This is a genomic window from Noviherbaspirillum autotrophicum, assembly GCF_000818395.1.
GTDB classification, from domain to species: domain Bacteria; phylum Pseudomonadota; class Gammaproteobacteria; order Burkholderiales; family Burkholderiaceae_D; genus Noviherbaspirillum; species Noviherbaspirillum autotrophicum.
Map to the genome: position 1 here is coordinate 4515209 of NZ_JWJG01000028.1, position 17091 is coordinate 4532299.

Consider the following 17091-nt stretch of genomic DNA (forward strand, 5'->3'; position numbering starts at 1 on the left):
CATGCAATTTCCCTTGATCCTCAAGCCCTTGCCGCAGCATGAAGCCCTTGGCCGATTGGTGTGGATGCGCACCATCGCGCTTTTTTTCGAGGCGCTTGGCGTGGCTGTTGCGGCGTGGCGGCTGGAAGTGTCCTTGCCGCTGGCGCCTGTGCTCGCCGTCATGGCGTTGCTTGGCGCGTTTAACCTGGGAACCTGGCGGCGCATGCAGCGACCGGAGCCGGTTGGTGATGGGGGACTATTTTTCCAGCTGTTCATCGATATTGCCGCGCTGTCTGCCATGCTGTATCTGACCGGCGGCGCCACCAATCCCTTTGTGTCGCTCTACCTGCCGGCGCTGGCCGTGGCCGCGGCCATCCTGCCGTGGCGGCTCGCGCTGGTCCTGGCGATGTGCTCGTTGGCCGCCTATTCGCTCATGATGTCGCGCTATGTTCCGCTGCACGTGACGGACCACGACATGGCGATGAACTATCACCTGGTGGGCATGTGGATCAATTTTGCGCTGTCCGCAGGCTTGATCACGTGGTTCGTGGGGCGCCGTTCGCGCATGTTGCGTGAAAAGGATGCGCAGCTGGCGCTGGCCCGGGAACGGCACTTGAAAAACGAGCAGATGATTGCGCTAGGAACGCAGGCGGCGAGCACGGCGCACGAAATCGGCACGCCGCTGTCGACCATTGCGCTGATTGCCGGCGATTTGAAGCACGACTTCGCCCAGCATGCCGCGCTCGCGGCATACCGCGACGACATTGCAACCATCGAAATGCAAATTGCGCTTTGCAAGGCGTCGCTTGAGCGCATGGGCGACGCCGCAGGCGGCGCGGTGCGAACGCAGGACTCCGTCGGAGTGGCGGGCTGGCTGGCGCAGTTCGTAGAGAAGTGGCGCGTGCGCTGCCCTGGCACCAGGCTGAAGCTGTACGCAGGCGCAAGCGAGGCGCGCATACGCCACGCGCGCGATCTCGGGCAGATTCTGCTCATCCTGCTAGATAACGCCGCGCATGCCGCATCGGCGACGAATACCCCCGTCGGGGTTCACCTCGACGTCCAGTCCGATTGCGCTGTCATTCGCGTCGAGGACAAGGGCCCGGGCATTGCTCCCGAACTGCTGAACCGGCTTGGCAGCGAGCAAGTCGAGAGCGCGTGCGGAGGCCTCGGAATCGGCCTGATGCTCGCCTTTGCCAGCGCGCGCCAGATCGGCGCGCGCATCACCTTGTCCTCAGTTCCAGGCGCCGGCACGATGGCGACCGTCACGCTACCGCTACATGAAACCTGAATTCCTCCTGCTCGACGACGATCACGTGTTTTCAGCCACGCTGGCGCGCTCGCTGGAACGGCGCGGACTGGCGGTGACTATCGCGCACAGCGGCGAGCAAGCCGTGCAGGCGGCCGCCCGAACCGCGTTCGATTTCGTAACGATCGACCTGCATCTGGAAGACGATTCCGGTCTTCAGTGGATCGCGCCCTTGCGCCGTGCATTGCCGCATGCCGGCCTGCTGGTATTGACAGGCTACGCAAGCATTGCCACCACAGTCCGGGCAATCAAGCTGGGCGCCGACGATTACCTCGCAAAGCCGGTCAACGTCGATTCGATCCTGTCCGCATTGCAGTTCAATGCGGCACAAGCCCCACTCTTGCCGCCCCCCGAAGAGCTGACGCCCTTGACGGTCGAACGTCTCGAGTGGGAACACATTCAGCGTGTGCTGGCTGAACATCAAGGCAACATCTCGTCAACGGCACGGGCATTGCATATGCATCGGCGCACACTGCAAAGAAAGCTGACAAAGAAGCCCGTTTCCCGGTAACGGCGCGGCCAATGAAACCGTTTGGGATCGTACCGGCTTGCCGTATCTCCGGTGGCGCTCCGTGCTTTTCCTACAGATCGGAACTGCGACAATTGGTCGCATTTCCAGTGCACACCCGCACTCCCATAATTGCGCATTGCAAATTAGAAACAAATCAGTACGCAGCATTTATTGGGAGAATTCATGCAACACCATTTTCGTCCCCGCGCAGCGGCGCTGGCGATCGCCACGCTGTTTGCCGGCACAACTCCGGCCCATGCCGACCCGGACCAAGTCATGGAGGAGGTCGTCGTTCGCGCCCCCAAGCCTGTTCCCTTGCCGATGGCGGCAGGCACGTCCAACGCCGACGCCATGGCGGGCAAACGGGCCGCGCTCAGCGATAGCGCACAGCTCTTGAATGACGTACCCGGCGTTTCCCTGTCGGCTGCGGGCGGCGTCTCCAGCCTGCCGGTCATTCATGGTCTGGCCGACGATCGCAATCGCATCAAGGTGGATGGCATGGACCTCGTTTCCGCCTGCGCCAACCATATGAATCCGCCTCTTTCATATATTGATCCATCCAACGTTGAAAACCTCAAGATCTACTCCAGCCTGGTCCCGGTCAGCGTGGGCGGCGACAGTATCGGCGGGGCGATCATCGTCGGCTCGAAGGCTCCACGCTTTGCCGATGCCGGCGAGGGATTGCTCACCACGGGCGAGGCAGGCGCCTTTTATCGTTCCAACGGCAATGCCCATGGCGTGCATGCATCCGCAACGGCGGCCAACGAGCGCCTCAGCGTTACCTATAACGGCTCCACCGAACAATCGGATAACTACAAGGCTGCACAGGCATTCAAGCCCGGAACGCTCGCCACCTGGACAAAAACCGGCGACCACTGGATTGGCGGCGACGAGGTGGCATCGTCGAGCTACAAGGCGGAAAACCATTCGCTCGGCATTGCCCTTCGCGGCGGCGGCCACCTGTTCGACTTGAAGGCCGGCTTCCAGCATATTCCTTATCAGGGTTTTCCCAACCAGCATATGGATATGACGGACAACAGGAGCACCCAGCTCAATGCCGGCTACACCGGAGAATTCGCCTGGGGCACGCTCGCGGCGCGCGTGTATCACGAGACGACGCGGCACAAGATGGACTTTGCAGACGACAAGCTGTACTGGTACGGCGCAGCGCACAATGTGGCTGGCATGCCGATGGATACCGATGGCAGCAATACCGGCGTGTCGCTCAAGGCCGACATTACCCTGTCGGAGCGCGATTTGCTGCGCGTGGGCGGCGAGGTACAACGCTATCGCCTGGATGACTGGTGGGCGCCGGTAGCCAATTCCAAGATGATGTCGCCCGACACGTTCTGGAACATCAATAACGGCAAGCGGGATCGGTTCGACGTGTTTGCGGAATGGGAAGCCGAGTGGTCGCCGAAGTGGCTCACCCTGATGGGCATCCGCAGCGACACGGTCAAGATGGATGCAGGCAATGTGCAGGGCTATAACACCATGTACAGCAACAACGCCGCGCCATTCAACGCCAGCAATCGCAAGAAGACCGACGACAACATCAACTTGACCGCGCTGGCGCGCTATACACCGAACGCCCGCCAGACGTATGAAGGCGGATATTCGCGCAAGTCGCGCTCTCCGAGCCTGTACGAACGCTATACCTGGTCGACCAATGGCATGGCCATGACCATGAACAACTGGCTCAATGACGGCAACGGCTACGTGGGCGACATGAATCTGAAGCCGGAAGTGGCGCACACCCTCAGCTTTACGATGGATTGGCATGACGGCGCCGACAATGACTGGGGCATGAAAATCACGCCGTACTACACGCGCGTGGACAACTATGTTGATGCGCAGTGCCTGACCACGTGCGCCCCCAATCGTTTCAATTATCTGAAAGTGGCAAACCGGGATGCCCGGCTGTACGGGCTTGACCTGTCCGGCTTTGCCGGGCTGGGCAAGCTGGCAGGCTTCGGCGCCTTCACCGGCAAAGGCGTGATCAGCTACGTGGACGGAAAAGACACCAGCACCGGCGAGCGGCTCTACAACATCATGCCGCTCAATGCGCGCCTGACCCTGGAGCACCGCATGGGAAACTGGACCACCACCATCGAAGAAGTGCTGGTGAGCGCGAAGTCGCAGGTTTCGCAGGTGCGCAACGAAATCAAGACAGCCGGCTACGGCTTGCTGAACCTGCGCACGAGCTACGATACGAAGCGTTATCGGGTCGACATCGGCATCGACAATGCGCTCAACAAGTTTTATGCCCAGCCGCTCGGGGGAGCCTACATCGGACAAGGCACCACCATGTCGCTGAACGGCGCGGGCGCTCCCTACGGCATCGCCGTGCCCGGCATGGGCCGCTCGCTGTACGCGGGGCTGAGCGTCAAGTTCTGACCGGGTTGATCGTTCACGTCTGGTAGTCATGGACGGTCAAAAAAAACCTCGTCTTGCCATCGATGTCGAGCGCGAGGTTCCTGTCGATTTCGCGCAGTTTGACGCAGCCGTTATTCCTTACGGCGCTGTAAGCAAACTCAAAGGTAATCGGAGTAGGATTGACCGTCGTGCGCACCCCGCGCCATTGACCTTCCACACGCACGCAGGCAACCATGCTCATCGCCATCCTCACCGATATCCACGCCAACCGCGAAGCGCTTACGGCGTGCCTGGCCCATGCCGCCGAGCGCGGCGCGCAGCGATACGCCTTCCTGGGCGACCTGGTCGGCTACGGTGCCGATCCGGCCTGGGTAGTGGACACCGTGCGCGAGCATGTGCAGCAAGGCGCGATCGCGGTGTCGGGCAACCACGACGTGGCGGTGCTGCAGGAACCGGGCAAGCACATGAATCCGCAGGCGCGCGCCGTGGTCGAGTGGACGCGCGCGCAGCTCGACGAGAGCCAGCTGGCCTTCCTCGCCGGCCTGCCGCTGACCGCCGAAGCCAGCGGCTGCCTGTTCGTGCATGCAAGCGCGGCCGAGCCGCGCCAGTGGGAGTACATCACCGGCACCAACGAGGCGGTCAAGAGCATGCACGCCACGCGCTGCCGCGTGACCTTCTGCGGCCACGTGCACGAGCCGGCGCTGTACAACCTGTCGATGACGGGCAAGATCTCGTCGTTCGTGCCGACCGGCGACAGCAGCATCCCGCTGGTGACGCTGCGCCGCTGGCTCGTCATTCCAGGCTCCGTCGGCCAGCCGCGCGACGGCAACCCGGCGGCGTGCTACGCGCTGTACGATGACAACTCGCATGAGCTGATCTATTTCCGCGTGCCTTACGACTATGAAACGGCGGCAGCCAAGATACGTGCCGCCGGCTTGCCGCAAAGCCTCAGCAACCGCCTGCTCCAGGGAGTATAGCGATGGTGGCGACGCGTCTTGAACCGGGCATGGTGATCGACGACTTCGTGCTGGAAGAAAAACTGCACAAGGGCGGCATGGCGGTGCTGTGGCGCGTGCGGCGCAAGAGCGACGCACCGGGCGCCGCGCCCTTGCTGATGAAGCTTCCCATCCTCGGCGACAACCACGATCCGGCCGCCATCGTCGGCTTCGAAGTCGAGCAGATGATCATGCCCAAGCTGTCGGGCATCCATGTGCCGCGCTACGTCGCCGCCGGCGACTTCACGGCGCAGCCCTACATCGTGATGGAACTCCTTGCCGGCAAATCGCTGCGCGCGCGCTTCGACGACGCGCCGCTGCCGGTGGAAGATGTCGCTGCCATCGGCATCAAGGTCGCCAATGCGCTGCACGACCTGCACAAGCAGAACGTGATCCATCTCGACATCAAGCCGAGCAACATCATGTTCCGCGAAAGCGGCGAGGCGATCCTGATCGACTACGGCCTGGCGCGGCACGACAAGCTGCCGGACCTGCTGGCCGAGGAATTCCGCCTGCCGATGGGCACCGGCCCCTACATCTCGCCGGAGCAGGTCCTCAACATCCGCAACGACCCGCGCAGCGATTTGTTCGCATTGGGCGTGCTGCTGTACCACCTGGCGACCGGCGAGCGACCGCTGGGCAATCCCATGTCGGTGCGCGGCCTGCGTCGGCGCCTGTGGCGCGATCCGGTGCCGCCGCGCGCCATCAACGCCAGGATCCCGGCGTGGCTGCAGGAAGTCATCCTGCATTGCCTCGAAGTCAATCCCGCCCGGCGTTACAGCACGGCCGCGCAGGTGGCTTTCGACCTGCAGAATCCGGATCAGGTGACCTTGACGGCACGCGCGGAAAAGCGGGTGCGCGACGGCTTGTTCAAGGTGATGCGGCGCTGGTTCCGTTCGGTCGGCATGGAAGCCATGCCGCAGCAATCGGCCTCCGAGCAGCTGTCGCGCGCGCCGATCGTGGTGGTCGCCATCGACCTGACGCAAGGGTCGGAAGCGCTGGCCGAAGCGCTGCGCGTGATCACGCGCCGCATCCTGCAAACCGCCCCCGAAGCGCGGCTTGCATGCGTGACCGTGCAGAAGACCAACCGCATCGGCATGGACGAGGTGGTCGACAAGAAGGGCCGCAACATCCACGTCAAGCACCTGGTCGGCCTGAAGCACTGGGCGCGCCCGCTTGCGCTCGATCCGGAAAAGATCACCTACCATGTGCTGGAAGCACCGGACGCGGCGGCGGCCATCATCGACTATGCCAAGGTCAATGACGTCGACCACATCGTGATCGGCTCGCGCGGCAGCTCGGTGCTGCGGCGCTACCTCGGCAGCGTTTCATCTCAGGTGGTGGCGCAGGCCGACTGCACGGTTACGGTCGTCAAGAGCGGCGGCGACAGTTCGTCGTCGGCCGACGCGAGCGCGGCCTGATTCAAGCGCGGCGCAGGCGCGCCAGCAATGCCAGCGCATTCGGCACAGCCGCGCCGTTCGCGGTATTGTCGAATACGCACCATACCTGGCGGCCACCCTGTGCCTGTGCATCGAGGGTGGCGGCAAGCCGGTCCAGGTAATCCTCCGTATAGTCCGAGTAATACATCACCGGCGAACCATGCAGCCGGACGTACTCGGTGCCGCTCTTGTGCGGCGCATCAGGCAAGGGGGCAATCTGCGGGTCGGCAAGTACCTGGCCCACATCGAATCCGGCCAGCATCGCGGCCACTTCCTTCGTAAACCATGTTGCATGGCGTGCTTCGCACGCGACAGCGACATGCGTCAAACTGCGCAGCAGGCCGAAGAACCGCTGCGCGGCAGCTTGGTCATAGTCCAGACTTGGCGGCAGCTGCACCAGCAGGCAACCGAGCTTTTCATCAAGATGCGCCACTTCATCGATGAATTTTTTCAATGGTTCGTCTGCCTGCCGAAGGCGCAGTTCATGCGTGATTGCCTTTGGCACTTTTGCTGCAAAGCGAAACGTATCGGGAACGCTGTCGCGCCAGCGCGCATAGGTCGAGGGCCGATGTGGCCGGTAGAACGAGGAGTTGATTTCCACGGCGGGAAAGATGGCGGCATAGCGTTCCAGATGGCTGCCGTCGGCGGGGAAGGCTTCCTGGGCCGCCGCCGGAATGCTCCAGCCGGCGCAGCCGATGAATATCGCGCGCTCATGCTGTGCTGCAGAAGTTTTCTCCATGCCGTGCAATATGCGGTGAATAAAGCGAAAACGAGGTGATGCCCCAGAGAGCACTAGACAGTACCTACAGCGGATTGCGCGGTGCAGCAAGCGCATTTGCTTGGACATCAGAAAAACCCGCTAAATCCTCGCGGTTGTTAGCGGACGCGGCATATATCAAGCAGATTGGAGTGATATGAAAAATCAGCCTAAGGCGGAAGCATTTTCTCTCGGAACTTTGTTATTCGACTTGCATCAAATAAAGTGCTCTAGTCTGGCACTGCGCTTGACTTCATTCGTTGCATCCGACCCTTGACTGGCTGTTGCATCAATTGCGGAGCGCCCATCAGTTCATCCCGGAATCATGTAGGAGTCGCGAATGAAAGTGCAAAGAGAGGAAATTCAACAACGCCTAAGCTTCATTGACCGTACCATCGACCATGCCGCGCGCGCCTGCCACCTGGACAACGGGGTGCCGACGGAGTTGAAGCATTACGTGGACGAGCTCGGCGAGCGTGCGACCCAGGCGCAGCAGGCGCTACAGTCGCGCGACGCCGGCCGCATCCGGGCCAGTGTCGAAGACCTCGCACGCACCAGCGACCACGCGCAGCGCAAACTCCGCCCGTCCGATGGCACCAATTACCAGCTGAAAAGCGCCGTCATCCTTACCCACATCGAGGTGTCGGCACTGCGTTATCAGCTGGGATGAGCAGGAAAGCCGCCACCCCGACATCGGAGCGGCGGCTCGAAATGGCGGGGCCTGTTCCCTCCCGTGATTTTTCACCATTGCGCATGCGGCTTCTTACGCCGCATGCTGCGAGCCCGGCGCGGCCACTTGCGGCTCATTGAATTCCTTCTGCAGCGCTGCTTCCTTTTCCTTCGCCGCCTTCAGGTTCCGCTCCTTCACATGACCGAAGCCGCGGATGTCTTCCGGAATACGGGCCAGCGCGACTGCCTTGGCCAGGTTGTCGGCGCTCAGTTTCGGCAAGAGCGCCTCGACCATGTCCTTGTACTGCCCGATCAGCGCGCGCTCGGTCTTGCGCTCGGCAGTATGGCCGAATACATCGAACGCCGTACCGCGCAAGAACCGCAGCTTCGCCAGCACACCGAACGCCTTCATCATCCACGGCCCGTACTCCTGCTTGATCAGGTGCCCTTCGGCGTCGCGCCGCGCGAACCGCGGCGGCGCAAGATGGAATTTGAGCTTGTAATCGCCTTCGAACATGCCGGCGATCTTGGCCTGGAATGCGGAGTCCGCATACAGGCGCGCCACCTCGTACTCGTCCTTGTAGGCCATCAGCTTGAACAGATAGCGCGCCACCGCTTCCGTCAGGCGCAGCGGCTTCGTTCCGGCCACGCAGTGCTCGGCGGCGCGCACCTTTTCAACAAAGTCGCGATACTGCCTGGCATAGGCGGCATCCTGATACTGTGCGAGGAATTCGGCGCGCGTGTCGATCACCTGTTCGAGCGATGGTGCGCGCTTGAATTCGACCACCTGCGCGGCCGTGTCGTTAAGTTTGGCCAGGCGTTCGACGGCGGCCCGGTCGTGTGCCGCGTTACGTCCCCAGACGAAAGCCTGCTTGTTGAAGTCGACCGACACGCCATTCAGTTCGATCGCCTTCATCACGGCCGCTTCCGACAGCGGCACCCAGCCCTTCTGCCATACATATCCGAGCATGAACATGTTGGTGGCGATCGCATCGCCCATCAAGGCGGTCGCGACACGCCCGGCATCGATGAAATCGGCACGCTCGCTGCCGCAGGCATGGCGGATCTCGTTCTCGGCGGCGGTGCCCGGGAATTGCCAGTCCGGATTCTTCACGAAGGCGGCGGTGGGCGAGCCGGCGGTATTGACCGCCGCATGTGTGCGGCCTTCGCCCATGCGCGAGAGCGCGTCGCGGCTGCCGGTGACGATCGCATCGCAACCGATCACGAGGTCTGCAGCGCCGGTGCCGACGCGGGTCGAATAGATGTCGTCCGGATGATCGGCCAGTCGCACATGCGACATCACTGCCCCGCCCTTTTGCGCCAGGCCGGTCATGTCCAGCACCGAGCAGCCCTTGCCTTCGACGTGCGCGGCCATCGCCAGGATCTGGCCGACGGTCACCACGCCGGTGCCGCCCACGCCGGTCACCAGGATGCCGAACGGCTGCGCGGTGGACGGCAGCTGCGGCTGCGGCAGATTACTGCCCTGTAGGATGGGCAGCTTCTTCGCGCCCGACTCGTCGCCGACGGCCGCCTTCTTCGGCTTCTTCAGTTTGCCGCCTTCGACCGTGACGAAGCTCGGGCAGAAGCCCTTCACGCAGGAGAAATCCTTGTTGCAGCTCGACTGGTTGATCTGGCGCTTGCGCCCGAACTCGGTTTCCAGCGGCTCCACCGACAGGCAGTTCGACTGCACGCTGCAGTCGCCGCAGCCTTCGCACACGGCTTCGTTGATGACCGCGCGCTTGGCCGGGTCGGGGTATTCGCCCTTCTTGCGGCGGCGCCGCTTTTCGGAGGCGCAGGTCTGGTCATAGATAATCGCCGACACGCCCTTGACCTCGCGCATTTCCTTTTGCACCGCATCGAGTTCGTCGCGGTGACGGATCGTCACGCCCGGCGCCCAGTTGGTTCCGGTCGGGTATTTTTCCGGTTCGTCGGTCACGACCACGATCGGGTTCACGCCTTCGGCGGCGATCTGGCGCGAGATCATCGCCGGATCGAGCGGTCCGTCCACATGCTGGCCGCCGGTCATCGCCACGGCATCGTTGTACAGGATCTTGTAGGTCATGTTGACCTTGCCCGCGACCGCGGCGCGGATCGCCAACAGGCCGGAGTGGAAATAGGTGCCGTCGCCGAGGTTGGCGAATACATGCTTCTCGTTGGTGAACGGGGCATGTCCGACCCAGGTCACGCCCTCGGCGCCCATGTGCGTAAACGTCGACGTCTGCCGGTCCATCCACAGCACCATGTAATGGCAGCCGATGCCCGCCAGCGCGCGGCTGCCTTCCGGTACCCTGGTGGAGGTGTTGTGCGGACAGCCGGAACAGAAGAATGGTGTGCGGTCCTTGGCCGGATCGGGCTTGGCGTTGCTCCCCTTGAGCACGTTTTCCTTCGCTTCCAGGTAAGCGATGCGTTCGCGCACGCGCTGCTCGATCGGATGCCCGGCGAAATACTTCGAGATGCGCGTGGCGATGGCTCGCGCGATCTGCGCCGGATTGAGCTCGTAGCTGGCGGGCAGCAGCCAGTGACCATGCCCCTCGCGATGGGTGTTGCTCCACTCGCCGGTATCGTCGAACTTGCCGACCACGCGCGGGCGCACGTCATCGCGCCAGTTGTACAGTTCTTCCTTGAGCTGGTATTCGAGGATCTGGCGCTTTTCCTCGACCACGATGATCTCTTCCAGCCCTTGCGCGAACTCGCGCACGCCTTGCGCTTCCAGCGGCCAGGTCATGCCGACCTTGTACAGGCGAATGCCGATATCCCTGGCGACATTCTCGTCGATGCCAAGGTCTGCCAGCGCCTGGCGCGTGTCGAGATAGGACTTGCCGGCGGTGATGATGCCGATCTTCGCGCGCGGGCTGTCCCAGATGATCTGGTTCAGCTTGTTGGCGCGCACGTAGGCCAGCGCGGCGTACCACTTGTAATTGTTCATCCGCGCTTCCTGCTCCAGCACGGCGTCCGGGTAGCGGATGTTCAGGCCGCCGGGCGGCAGTTCGAAATCGGCCGGCAACGCGATCTGCACCCGCCCCGGATCAAGGTCGACCGACGCCCCCGATTCGACGATGTCGGTCACGCACTTCATCGCCACCCACAGGCCGGTGTAGCGCGATATCGCCCAGCCGTGCAAGCCGTAGTCGAGGTATTCCTGCACCGACGACGGATACAGCACCGGGATGCCGCAGGCCTTCAGGATGTGCTCGCTCTGGTGCGCCGTGGTGGAAGATTTCGCCGCATGGTCGTCGCCGGCCAGCACCAGCACGCCTCCGCGGCGGTCGGTGCCGGCCATGTTCGCATGCTTGAAGACATCGCCGCAGCGGTCCACGCCGGGGCCCTTGCCATACCACATGGAGAACACGCCGTCGTATTTCGCGCCCGGGAAGAGATTGACCTGCTGCGTGCCCCACACCGTGGTCGCGGCGAGGTCTTCGTTCATGCCCGGATGGAATTTGACGTGATGTGCTTCGAGGTGCTTCTTCGCCTTCATCGCGGTCAAGTCGACATTGCCAAGCGGTGAGCCGCGATAGCCGGTGATATAGCCGGCGGTATTCAGCCCGGCTTTCACGTCGCGCTGGCGCTGCATGATCGCCAGCCGGATCAGCGCCTGGGTGCCGGTGATGAAGGCGCGTCCGCGCTCCAGCGTGTACTTGTCGTCGAGGGAAATGTCATCCAGCAGCTGACGCTGCCCGGAAGTCAGGGGTGCATTCATTGAGTCTCCAAGCCAAAAATTGTGTCTTTGGGTGCGATGGTTTCGCTGTCAAACTGACAAGCCTTGTGAGCGCGTCGTTTTATTCTTTGACAGTACCGACATTAGCACAGGCCACTCCGGCGCTCAATGCACGGCGCAGCATGGCGGTAACAGCTGTAACAAGTGGTAAATGCTTTATGGAAACATCCTGGCTAGCTCTTACAGTGAATTTGGGAAAGAAATTTATTGGGAGCACATCATGATGAAGGTAGTAGCCATATGCGCGCTCATCGGTGCGTTATTCGGCAGCGGCATTGCCTATACCCAGGTTGTTCCAAGCATGGAAGGCCAGCCCATCCGCACCAAATACCTGGCGAAGTTCGACGCGCAATTCAGTTCCGCCGACAAGGACGGCGACGGCGCCCTGACCAAAGCCGAAGCGCAGAGCGGCGGCATGAATCATGTGGTCGAGAATTTCGACCGTCTCGACGTCAACAAGGATGGCAAGGTCACGCGCGACGAACTCCGCGCCTTAATCCGCAGCCGCGTTTCTAGCTGACGCTCTCCTCCGCACTGACGTTGGGTGGCAGGTTCTCTTCGCCCGGCAGCAAACTATTGGCCGGCAAGGATGCCATTGCCTTCAGGCGCGCATAAATCGGCGTGAAGTCCGGCCCGGTGGCCGCAAACAAGTGCTCGAAGTCGCGGATCACGAAATAGGTTTCCTGGTACGAGTCGATTCTGTAGCGAGTGCGCATGACGCGCTCGGCGTCGAGCAGGATGCGCCTTGGCTTCGCACTGGAGAGGCAATACCCGATCTCGCCGCCGGAAGACAGGATGCCGGCGCCATACGCGCGCAAGCCCTGCGGGCTCTGGATCAGCCCGAACTCCACTGTGTACCAGTAAAGACGCGCCAGATAAGTCAATGCATCGAGCTTCAAGGCTTTCAGGCCGCCCTTGCCGTATTCCTGCAGATGGTCGGCGAAGACCGGGTTGAACAGCAGCGGCACATGCCCGAAGAAATCGTGGAACACGTCCGGCTCGACGATGTAGTCGAACTCATGCGGTTCGCGCAGCCAGACGGTGACGGGAAAGCGGCGTGCGGCGAGATGCTCGAAAAACGTCTGGTCCGGGATCAGCCCGGGCACCGCGACCAGCTGCCAGCGCGTCGCCTTGTAGAGCGCGTCCGATGCGCGCTCGAACTGCGGAATGGCATCGGCCGCGTCCAGCCCGGCCAGGCTGTCGATGAACGCGTCGCAGGCGCGGCCCGGCACCAGCTTCGCCTGGCGCTGATACAGCCGGCGCCACAACGCATGCTGCTCTCGCGTGTAAGACGCCCAGTCCTGCCGCACGACGTAGCGTTCGTCTGCCAGGCTGTAATTGCCGCGCAGTTTTCCGCCGTCCGATTTTTCTTCCAGCGTCTTGAAGAAATCCGCCTGGTCGACCGTGGTGTTCATGTTGTCCGCTCCTATGCAGAAACACCCTCGTCTTTCAGCACCCCGCGCCGGATTTGGTCCAGCTCGATCGATTCGAACAGCGCGCGGAAATTGCCTTCGCCAAAGCCCTGGTCGCCCTTGCGCTGGATGATCTCGAAGAAGATCGGGCCGATCACGGTCTGTGTAAATATCTGCAACAACAGTTCGCGCCGGCTCGCATTGCTGTTGCCATCGATGAGGATGCGCAGCCGCCGCAAGTCGTCGAGGCGCTCGCCATGCCCCGGCAGGCGCTTGTTGACGAGGTCGTAATAGGTGTCGATGGTGTCCTGGAACGCCACGCCCTTGGCCTTCATCTGCGCCACGGTGGTGTAGATGTCGTCGGTGCCCAGCGCCACATGCTGGATGCCTTCGCCGTGGTACAGGTCGAGGTATTCGGCGATCTGCGACTTGTCGTCGGAGGATTCATTGATCGGGATGCGGATCTTGCCGCAGGGGGAAGTCATCGCCTTCGACTTCAGGCCGGTCAGCTTGCCTTCGATGTCGAAATAGCGGATCTCGCGGAAGTTGAACAGGCGCTCGTAAAACTCCGCCCATTCCTTCATGCGGCCGCGGTGCACATTGTGCGTCAGATGATCGATATAGGTCAGGCCGCAGCCTTTCGGCGCCGCCTCGGCGCCGGGAATCGCGACGAAGTCCACATCGTAGATGCTGATGTCGCCGATCGCTCCCGTCGCAACGCCTTTGCCGCCTTCCTTGCCGCGCCAGCGGTCGACGAAATAAATCAGTGAATCGCCGATGCCCTTGATTGCCGGGATGTTCAACTCCATCGGGCCGGTCTTGTTGTCGAAGCCCCAGGCGCCCAGTTCCAGCGCGCGCCGGTATGCGTAGGCGGCATCCCCGACCCGAAATGCGATCGCGCAGATCGACGGACCGTGCTGGCGCGCGAAGCGCTGCGCGAACGAATCCTTTTCCGCATTGATGATGAAGTTGACTTCGCCCTGGCGGTACAGCGTCACGTCCTTGTGCCGGTGCCTGGCGATCGCGGCAAAACCCATCTGCTCGAACAGCGCGCCGAGCGCCTTGGGGTCCGGCGCGGCATACTCGATGAACTCGAAGCCGTCGGTGCCCATCGGGTTGTCCCATGGCTGGAAATCCATGCTTGTCTCCTGTTTTTTATATGAAAATCTGACTACAGTATAGACAAGGCGCCAAAGCATTAAATTGCGAATCCTGCCCACTGCTCGGCGATTTGAGCAATAATGTATTTCACATACACTTTTGTGTGGATGATTATGCCAAGACCGGAACTCGACAAAACCGACCGGAAGATTCTTTCGATCCTGCAATCAGATGGCCGGCTGAGTAACCAGGAAGTCGCCGAGCGCGTCAACCTGTCGCCCTCACCCTGCCTGCGCCGCATCCGGAACCTGGAAGAATCGGGCGTGATCCGCCAGTACGTGGCGCTGCTCGACCCGGACAAGATCGGGCTCGGACTGCTCGCCTACGTGAACGTGCGGCTGGAAAAGCACAGCGACACGCCCGCCGGCGGAGTCCGTTCGCCGCGCGCCGATTTCGCCGCATCAGTCGACCACTGGCCCGAAGTCGTGGCCTGCTACGCGATGACCGGCGAGATGGATTACCTGTTGCGGGTGCATGTGGAAGACATGGAGCACTTTTCGCACTTCATGATGGAGACGCTGCTCAAGCATCCGGCCGTGCTGGATGTGAAATCGAGTTTCGCGCTGCAGCGCATCAAGGACACGACGGCATTGCCGCTGGTTTGAGGGCTTGCGGCATGGCAGTCGCTACCTAGTTACTCCCGCCGGGAAGCCGCAAGCCCCGGCGGACGGAGTATTTATCCTATCTACTTGCCTTTTATTCCGGGCAATTTGCGCAGCAACTTCGCCGCTGCCTTGGAATTTGCCTTGAAGGTGTAATCGAAGGCCGCGAATTGTTCCTCGACCGCTTCCTGCAAGATGCTGCCGGGATTGGCGGGCGTCAGTTTCAGGTAGGCGTCAGCCTCGCCATAACCGCGCTGAATTTCCATGCCCGCCTTTTTCGCGATATGGATCATGGTTTGGTTCGACGACAGGCAATGCATGTACAGGATATCGACATCTTCGTTGCGGCAATGAATCGCCGCGCGTTCGAACAGCCTGCTACCAATGCCCAGGCCGCGCGCGCTTGCCGCCACCGACACGCCGAATTCGGCAATGCGCGCCTTCAGGGTCGCATCGCTCAGCGACGGCATCGCTTCTTTTGGCGCGAACGCCAGATGGCCCACGCCCAACAAGTCAAGGTTGCTGTCGTACACGCCGAACACCTTGTCACGCGAGAAATCCAGCTTTTGCACATACCGCGTCACTAACTCATCCGGCAATACGGTGCCAAAGCGTAGTAACCGGTCGCTGTCGTCCAGCGCGAGGAAATGCATCAGCAGACGACGGCGGTCGCGCTCCGACAATTCCTTGACGCGAATAACGGGTTTTTCAGTAGGTTGATCGAGGCTCATTGCTACCACGGGGGGGAAATCTGCTTTCGGGGAATAGGTCGATCTCATGATGAAGTCCTATAAAACCGCGCATGATTGTGCAGCGCACAATTGCATTCTAAGCGATAAGTCGCGGCACTTACAGCACCCACATCTTAAATATCACCAATTTGACTGACATCAAGCGCACCTGCATCTTTCCCCGTCCATCGTGTTACGTAAAACCCACAGTTGTACCGAGTTTGCCGTTGCTCAACAATCCGTTCGGCTAAAATCTTTCTTGGAGGCAAATATGAAACTAGTATGGCGCGCCGCAATGTCGGCATTACTGGCAGCGACCAGCTTGACGGCGGCAGCCGAAGACGGCGTTACCGACAGCAGTATTATTCTGGGAGAAACGATCGGCGTCACCGGCATCATCGCCGGCCCCGTGAAGGAAATGATCGAAGGCGCGCAAGCGTATTTTGCTTCGATCAACAAGCAGGGCGGCGTCCACGGCCGCAAGATCGAGGTGCGGGTCATGGACGACAAGTTCGATCCGGCCACCGCCGCCGCCAACGCGGAAACCCTGATCAAGAAGGAACACGTCTTTGCGCTGTTCCAGAACCGCGGCACGCCGCACACCGAGGCGATCCTGTCGATCCTGGCCGCCAACCGCGTGCCGCTGATCGCGCCCAGCACCGGCGCGGCCATCTTCCATACGCCGGTCAACCACTGGGTGTTCCATATCCGCGCCAAATACCAGGATGAGGTCGCCAAGGGCGTCGAGCACTTCGCCACCGTCGGCCTGTCGTCCATCGGCTTGCTGCACGTGGACGATTCATTTGGCCGGGATGGCCTGGAAGGCTTCAACAAGGCGATGGCGGCGCGCAAGCTGACGCCGGTGATCACCACCAGCTTCGACCGGGTCAAGCCGGACTACGACGCCACCGCGGCGCAAATCATCAAGGCCAACCCGAGCGCGCTGATCATCGTCAGTTCGGCCAAGAACACGATCGACGTGATCAAGGCAATCCGTAGGCAAGGCGGGAAAATGCAGATCATGACGCTGTCGAACAACTCGTCGCAGGCGTTCGTCAAGGACCTCGGCGCGGCCGGCGTCGGCGTCGTCGTGTCGCAGATCACGCCGGCGCCCGACCTGCTGTCGACAATGCTGGGGCAGGAGTTCAAGAATGCGGCGAAGGCGAACAACGCCACGGTGTCATACGCCGCGATGGAAGGCTTCGTCAATGCCAAGGTGCTGGTCGAAGGCTTGCGCCGCGCCGGCCGCAACCTCACGCGCGAGAGCTTCATTCATGCCATGGAATCGATGCAGCGCACCGACTTCGGCGGCCTGATGGTGACGTACGGGCCGGACGACCACAGCGGCAGCGAGTTCGTGGAACTCACGATGATCGGCCGCGACGGGCGCTTCGTGCGTTAACGCCGGCAAGCCATGCCGGGGAGCTCGTCCGGC

The 17091-nt window shown here is 61.7% G+C and carries 15 protein-coding genes; 9 read left to right on the forward strand and 6 right to left on the reverse strand.

Translation table 11 applies throughout. From position 1 onward, the window contains the following. Position 1 precedes the first annotated feature (1 nt). From TSA66_RS22210 to TSA66_RS22220, 3 genes are all read left to right on the forward strand, one after another. On the forward strand, positions 2 to 1267 hold the full coding sequence (locus tag TSA66_RS22210) for an ATP-binding protein (protein ID WP_040041559.1): 1266 nt from the start codon (positions 2 to 4) through the stop codon (positions 1265 to 1267). Then, positions 1257 to 1796 (forward strand): response regulator transcription factor, encoded by a 540-nt coding sequence (locus TSA66_RS22215; RefSeq protein WP_040041560.1) that lies wholly within the window; start codon positions 1257 to 1259, stop codon positions 1794 to 1796. Before TSA66_RS22210 ends, TSA66_RS22215 begins: the two co-directional genes overlap by 11 nt. 183 nt (positions 1797 to 1979) lie before the next feature. Then, positions 1980 to 4193 (forward strand): TonB-dependent receptor, encoded by a 2214-nt coding sequence (locus TSA66_RS22220; RefSeq protein WP_040041561.1) that lies wholly within the window; start codon positions 1980 to 1982, stop codon positions 4191 to 4193. A gap of 13 nt (positions 4194 to 4206) precedes the next feature. Here TSA66_RS22220 and TSA66_RS22225 read toward each other — a convergent pair whose 3' ends face one another. Then, complete coding sequence (locus TSA66_RS22225) at positions 4207 to 4413, reverse strand: hypothetical protein (RefSeq protein ID WP_040041562.1); 207 nt, start codon at positions 4411 to 4413, stop codon at positions 4207 to 4209. Between TSA66_RS22225 and TSA66_RS22230 the strand changes: the two genes are divergently transcribed. Further along, a complete protein-coding gene (locus tag TSA66_RS22230) occupies positions 4406 to 5149 on the forward strand; it encodes a metallophosphoesterase family protein (RefSeq protein ID WP_040041563.1) in 744 nt (247 codons plus the stop codon). The two genes, TSA66_RS22225 and TSA66_RS22230, sit on opposite strands and share 8 nt — an antisense overlap. Positions 5150 to 5151: 2 nt before the next feature. Beyond that, on the forward strand, positions 5152 to 6588 hold the full coding sequence (locus TSA66_RS22235) for a bifunctional serine/threonine-protein kinase/universal stress protein (protein WP_040041564.1): 1437 nt from the start codon (positions 5152 to 5154) through the stop codon (positions 6586 to 6588). A gap of 1 nt (position 6589) precedes the next feature. On the opposite strand, the gene TSA66_RS22240 is transcribed toward TSA66_RS22235, so the two are convergent. After that, a complete protein-coding gene (locus TSA66_RS22240) occupies positions 6590 to 7345 on the reverse strand; it encodes a DUF72 domain-containing protein (protein WP_040041565.1) in 756 nt (251 codons plus the stop codon). Positions 7346 to 7703: 358 nt separating this feature from the next. Between TSA66_RS22240 and TSA66_RS22245 the strand changes: the two genes are divergently transcribed. Then, complete coding sequence (locus tag TSA66_RS22245) at positions 7704 to 8033, forward strand: hypothetical protein (RefSeq protein WP_040041566.1); 330 nt, start codon at positions 7704 to 7706, stop codon at positions 8031 to 8033. Between the two features lie 93 nt (positions 8034 to 8126). Here TSA66_RS22245 and TSA66_RS22250 read toward each other — a convergent pair whose 3' ends face one another. Further along, the gene (locus TSA66_RS22250; RefSeq protein WP_040041567.1) at positions 8127 to 11732 is read right to left on the reverse strand and encodes an indolepyruvate ferredoxin oxidoreductase family protein; all 3606 of its coding nucleotides are present in this window, start codon (positions 11730 to 11732) and stop codon (positions 8127 to 8129) included. Positions 11733 to 11970: 238 nt separating this feature from the next. Between TSA66_RS22250 and TSA66_RS22255 the strand changes: the two genes are divergently transcribed. Continuing rightward, positions 11971 to 12270, forward strand: a complete 300-nt coding sequence (locus tag TSA66_RS22255; RefSeq protein ID WP_040041568.1) for an EF-hand domain-containing protein — start codon at positions 11971 to 11973, stop codon at positions 12268 to 12270. Here TSA66_RS22255 and phhA read toward each other — a convergent pair. After that, entirely contained in the window at positions 12263 to 13165 is a 903-nt protein-coding gene (phhA, locus tag TSA66_RS22260; protein ID WP_040041569.1) for a phenylalanine 4-monooxygenase, read from the reverse strand. The genes TSA66_RS22255 and phhA overlap by 8 nt on opposite strands. Before the next feature lie 11 nt (positions 13166 to 13176). Next, positions 13177 to 14301: a 4-hydroxyphenylpyruvate dioxygenase gene (hppD, locus tag TSA66_RS22265; RefSeq protein WP_040041570.1), complete on the reverse strand. Its 1125-nt coding sequence runs from the start codon at positions 14299 to 14301 to the stop codon at positions 13177 to 13179. A 135-nt stretch (positions 14302 to 14436) separates the two neighbouring features. Here hppD and TSA66_RS22270 point away from each other — a divergent pair, with 135 nt between their 5' ends. Beyond that, positions 14437 to 14928 carry an Lrp/AsnC family transcriptional regulator gene (locus tag TSA66_RS22270; RefSeq protein ID WP_040042884.1) on the forward strand — a complete coding sequence of 164 codons (492 nt, stop codon included), beginning with the start codon at positions 14437 to 14439 and terminating at the stop codon, positions 14926 to 14928. A gap of 80 nt (positions 14929 to 15008) precedes the next feature. Here the strand turns inward: TSA66_RS22270 and TSA66_RS22275 are convergent, their stop codons facing one another. Further along, positions 15009 to 15656, reverse strand: a complete 648-nt coding sequence (locus TSA66_RS22275; RefSeq protein WP_052452527.1) for a GNAT family N-acetyltransferase — start codon at positions 15654 to 15656, stop codon at positions 15009 to 15011. Between the two features lie 271 nt (positions 15657 to 15927). Here TSA66_RS22275 and TSA66_RS22280 point away from each other — a divergent pair, with 271 nt between their 5' ends. Continuing rightward, positions 15928 to 17058 carry an ABC transporter substrate-binding protein gene (locus TSA66_RS22280; protein WP_040041572.1) on the forward strand — a complete coding sequence of 377 codons (1131 nt, stop codon included), beginning with the start codon at positions 15928 to 15930 and terminating at the stop codon, positions 17056 to 17058. Positions 17059 to 17091 lie beyond the last annotated feature (33 nt).

Bases quoted from the DNA above. Each gene is read 5' to 3' on its own strand.
- TSA66_RS22210 (WP_040041559.1), top strand. From the start codon at position 2: ATGCAATTTCCCTTGATCCTCAAGCCCTTGCCGCAGCATGAAGCCCTT.
- TSA66_RS22215 (WP_040041560.1), top strand. From the start codon at position 1,257: ATGAAACCTGAATTCCTCCTGCTCGACGACGATCACGTGTTTTCAGCC.
- TSA66_RS22220 (WP_040041561.1), top strand. From the start codon at position 1,980: ATGCAACACCATTTTCGTCCCCGCGCAGCGGCGCTGGCGATCGCCACG.
- TSA66_RS22230 (WP_040041563.1), top strand. From the start codon at position 4,406: ATGCTCATCGCCATCCTCACCGATATCCACGCCAACCGCGAAGCGCTT.
- TSA66_RS22225 (WP_040041562.1), bottom strand. From the start codon at position 4,413: ATGAGCATGGTTGCCTGCGTGCGTGTGGAAGGTCAATGGCGCGGGGTG.
- TSA66_RS22235 (WP_040041564.1), top strand. From the start codon at position 5,152: ATGGTGGCGACGCGTCTTGAACCGGGCATGGTGATCGACGACTTCGTG.
- TSA66_RS22240 (WP_040041565.1), bottom strand. From the start codon at position 7,345: ATGGAGAAAACTTCTGCAGCACAGCATGAGCGCGCGATATTCATCGGC.
- TSA66_RS22245 (WP_040041566.1), top strand. From the start codon at position 7,704: ATGAAAGTGCAAAGAGAGGAAATTCAACAACGCCTAAGCTTCATTGAC.
- TSA66_RS22250 (WP_040041567.1), bottom strand. From the start codon at position 11,732: ATGAATGCACCCCTGACTTCCGGGCAGCGTCAGCTGCTGGATGACATT.
- TSA66_RS22255 (WP_040041568.1), top strand. From the start codon at position 11,971: ATGATGAAGGTAGTAGCCATATGCGCGCTCATCGGTGCGTTATTCGGC.
- phhA (WP_040041569.1), bottom strand. From the start codon at position 13,165: ATGAACACCACGGTCGACCAGGCGGATTTCTTCAAGACGCTGGAAGAA.
- hppD (WP_040041570.1), bottom strand. From the start codon at position 14,301: ATGGATTTCCAGCCATGGGACAACCCGATGGGCACCGACGGCTTCGAG.
- TSA66_RS22270 (WP_040042884.1), top strand. From the start codon at position 14,437: ATGCCAAGACCGGAACTCGACAAAACCGACCGGAAGATTCTTTCGATC.
- TSA66_RS22275 (WP_052452527.1), bottom strand. From the start codon at position 15,656: ATGAGCCTCGATCAACCTACTGAAAAACCCGTTATTCGCGTCAAGGAA.
- TSA66_RS22280 (WP_040041572.1), top strand. From the start codon at position 15,928: ATGAAACTAGTATGGCGCGCCGCAATGTCGGCATTACTGGCAGCGACC.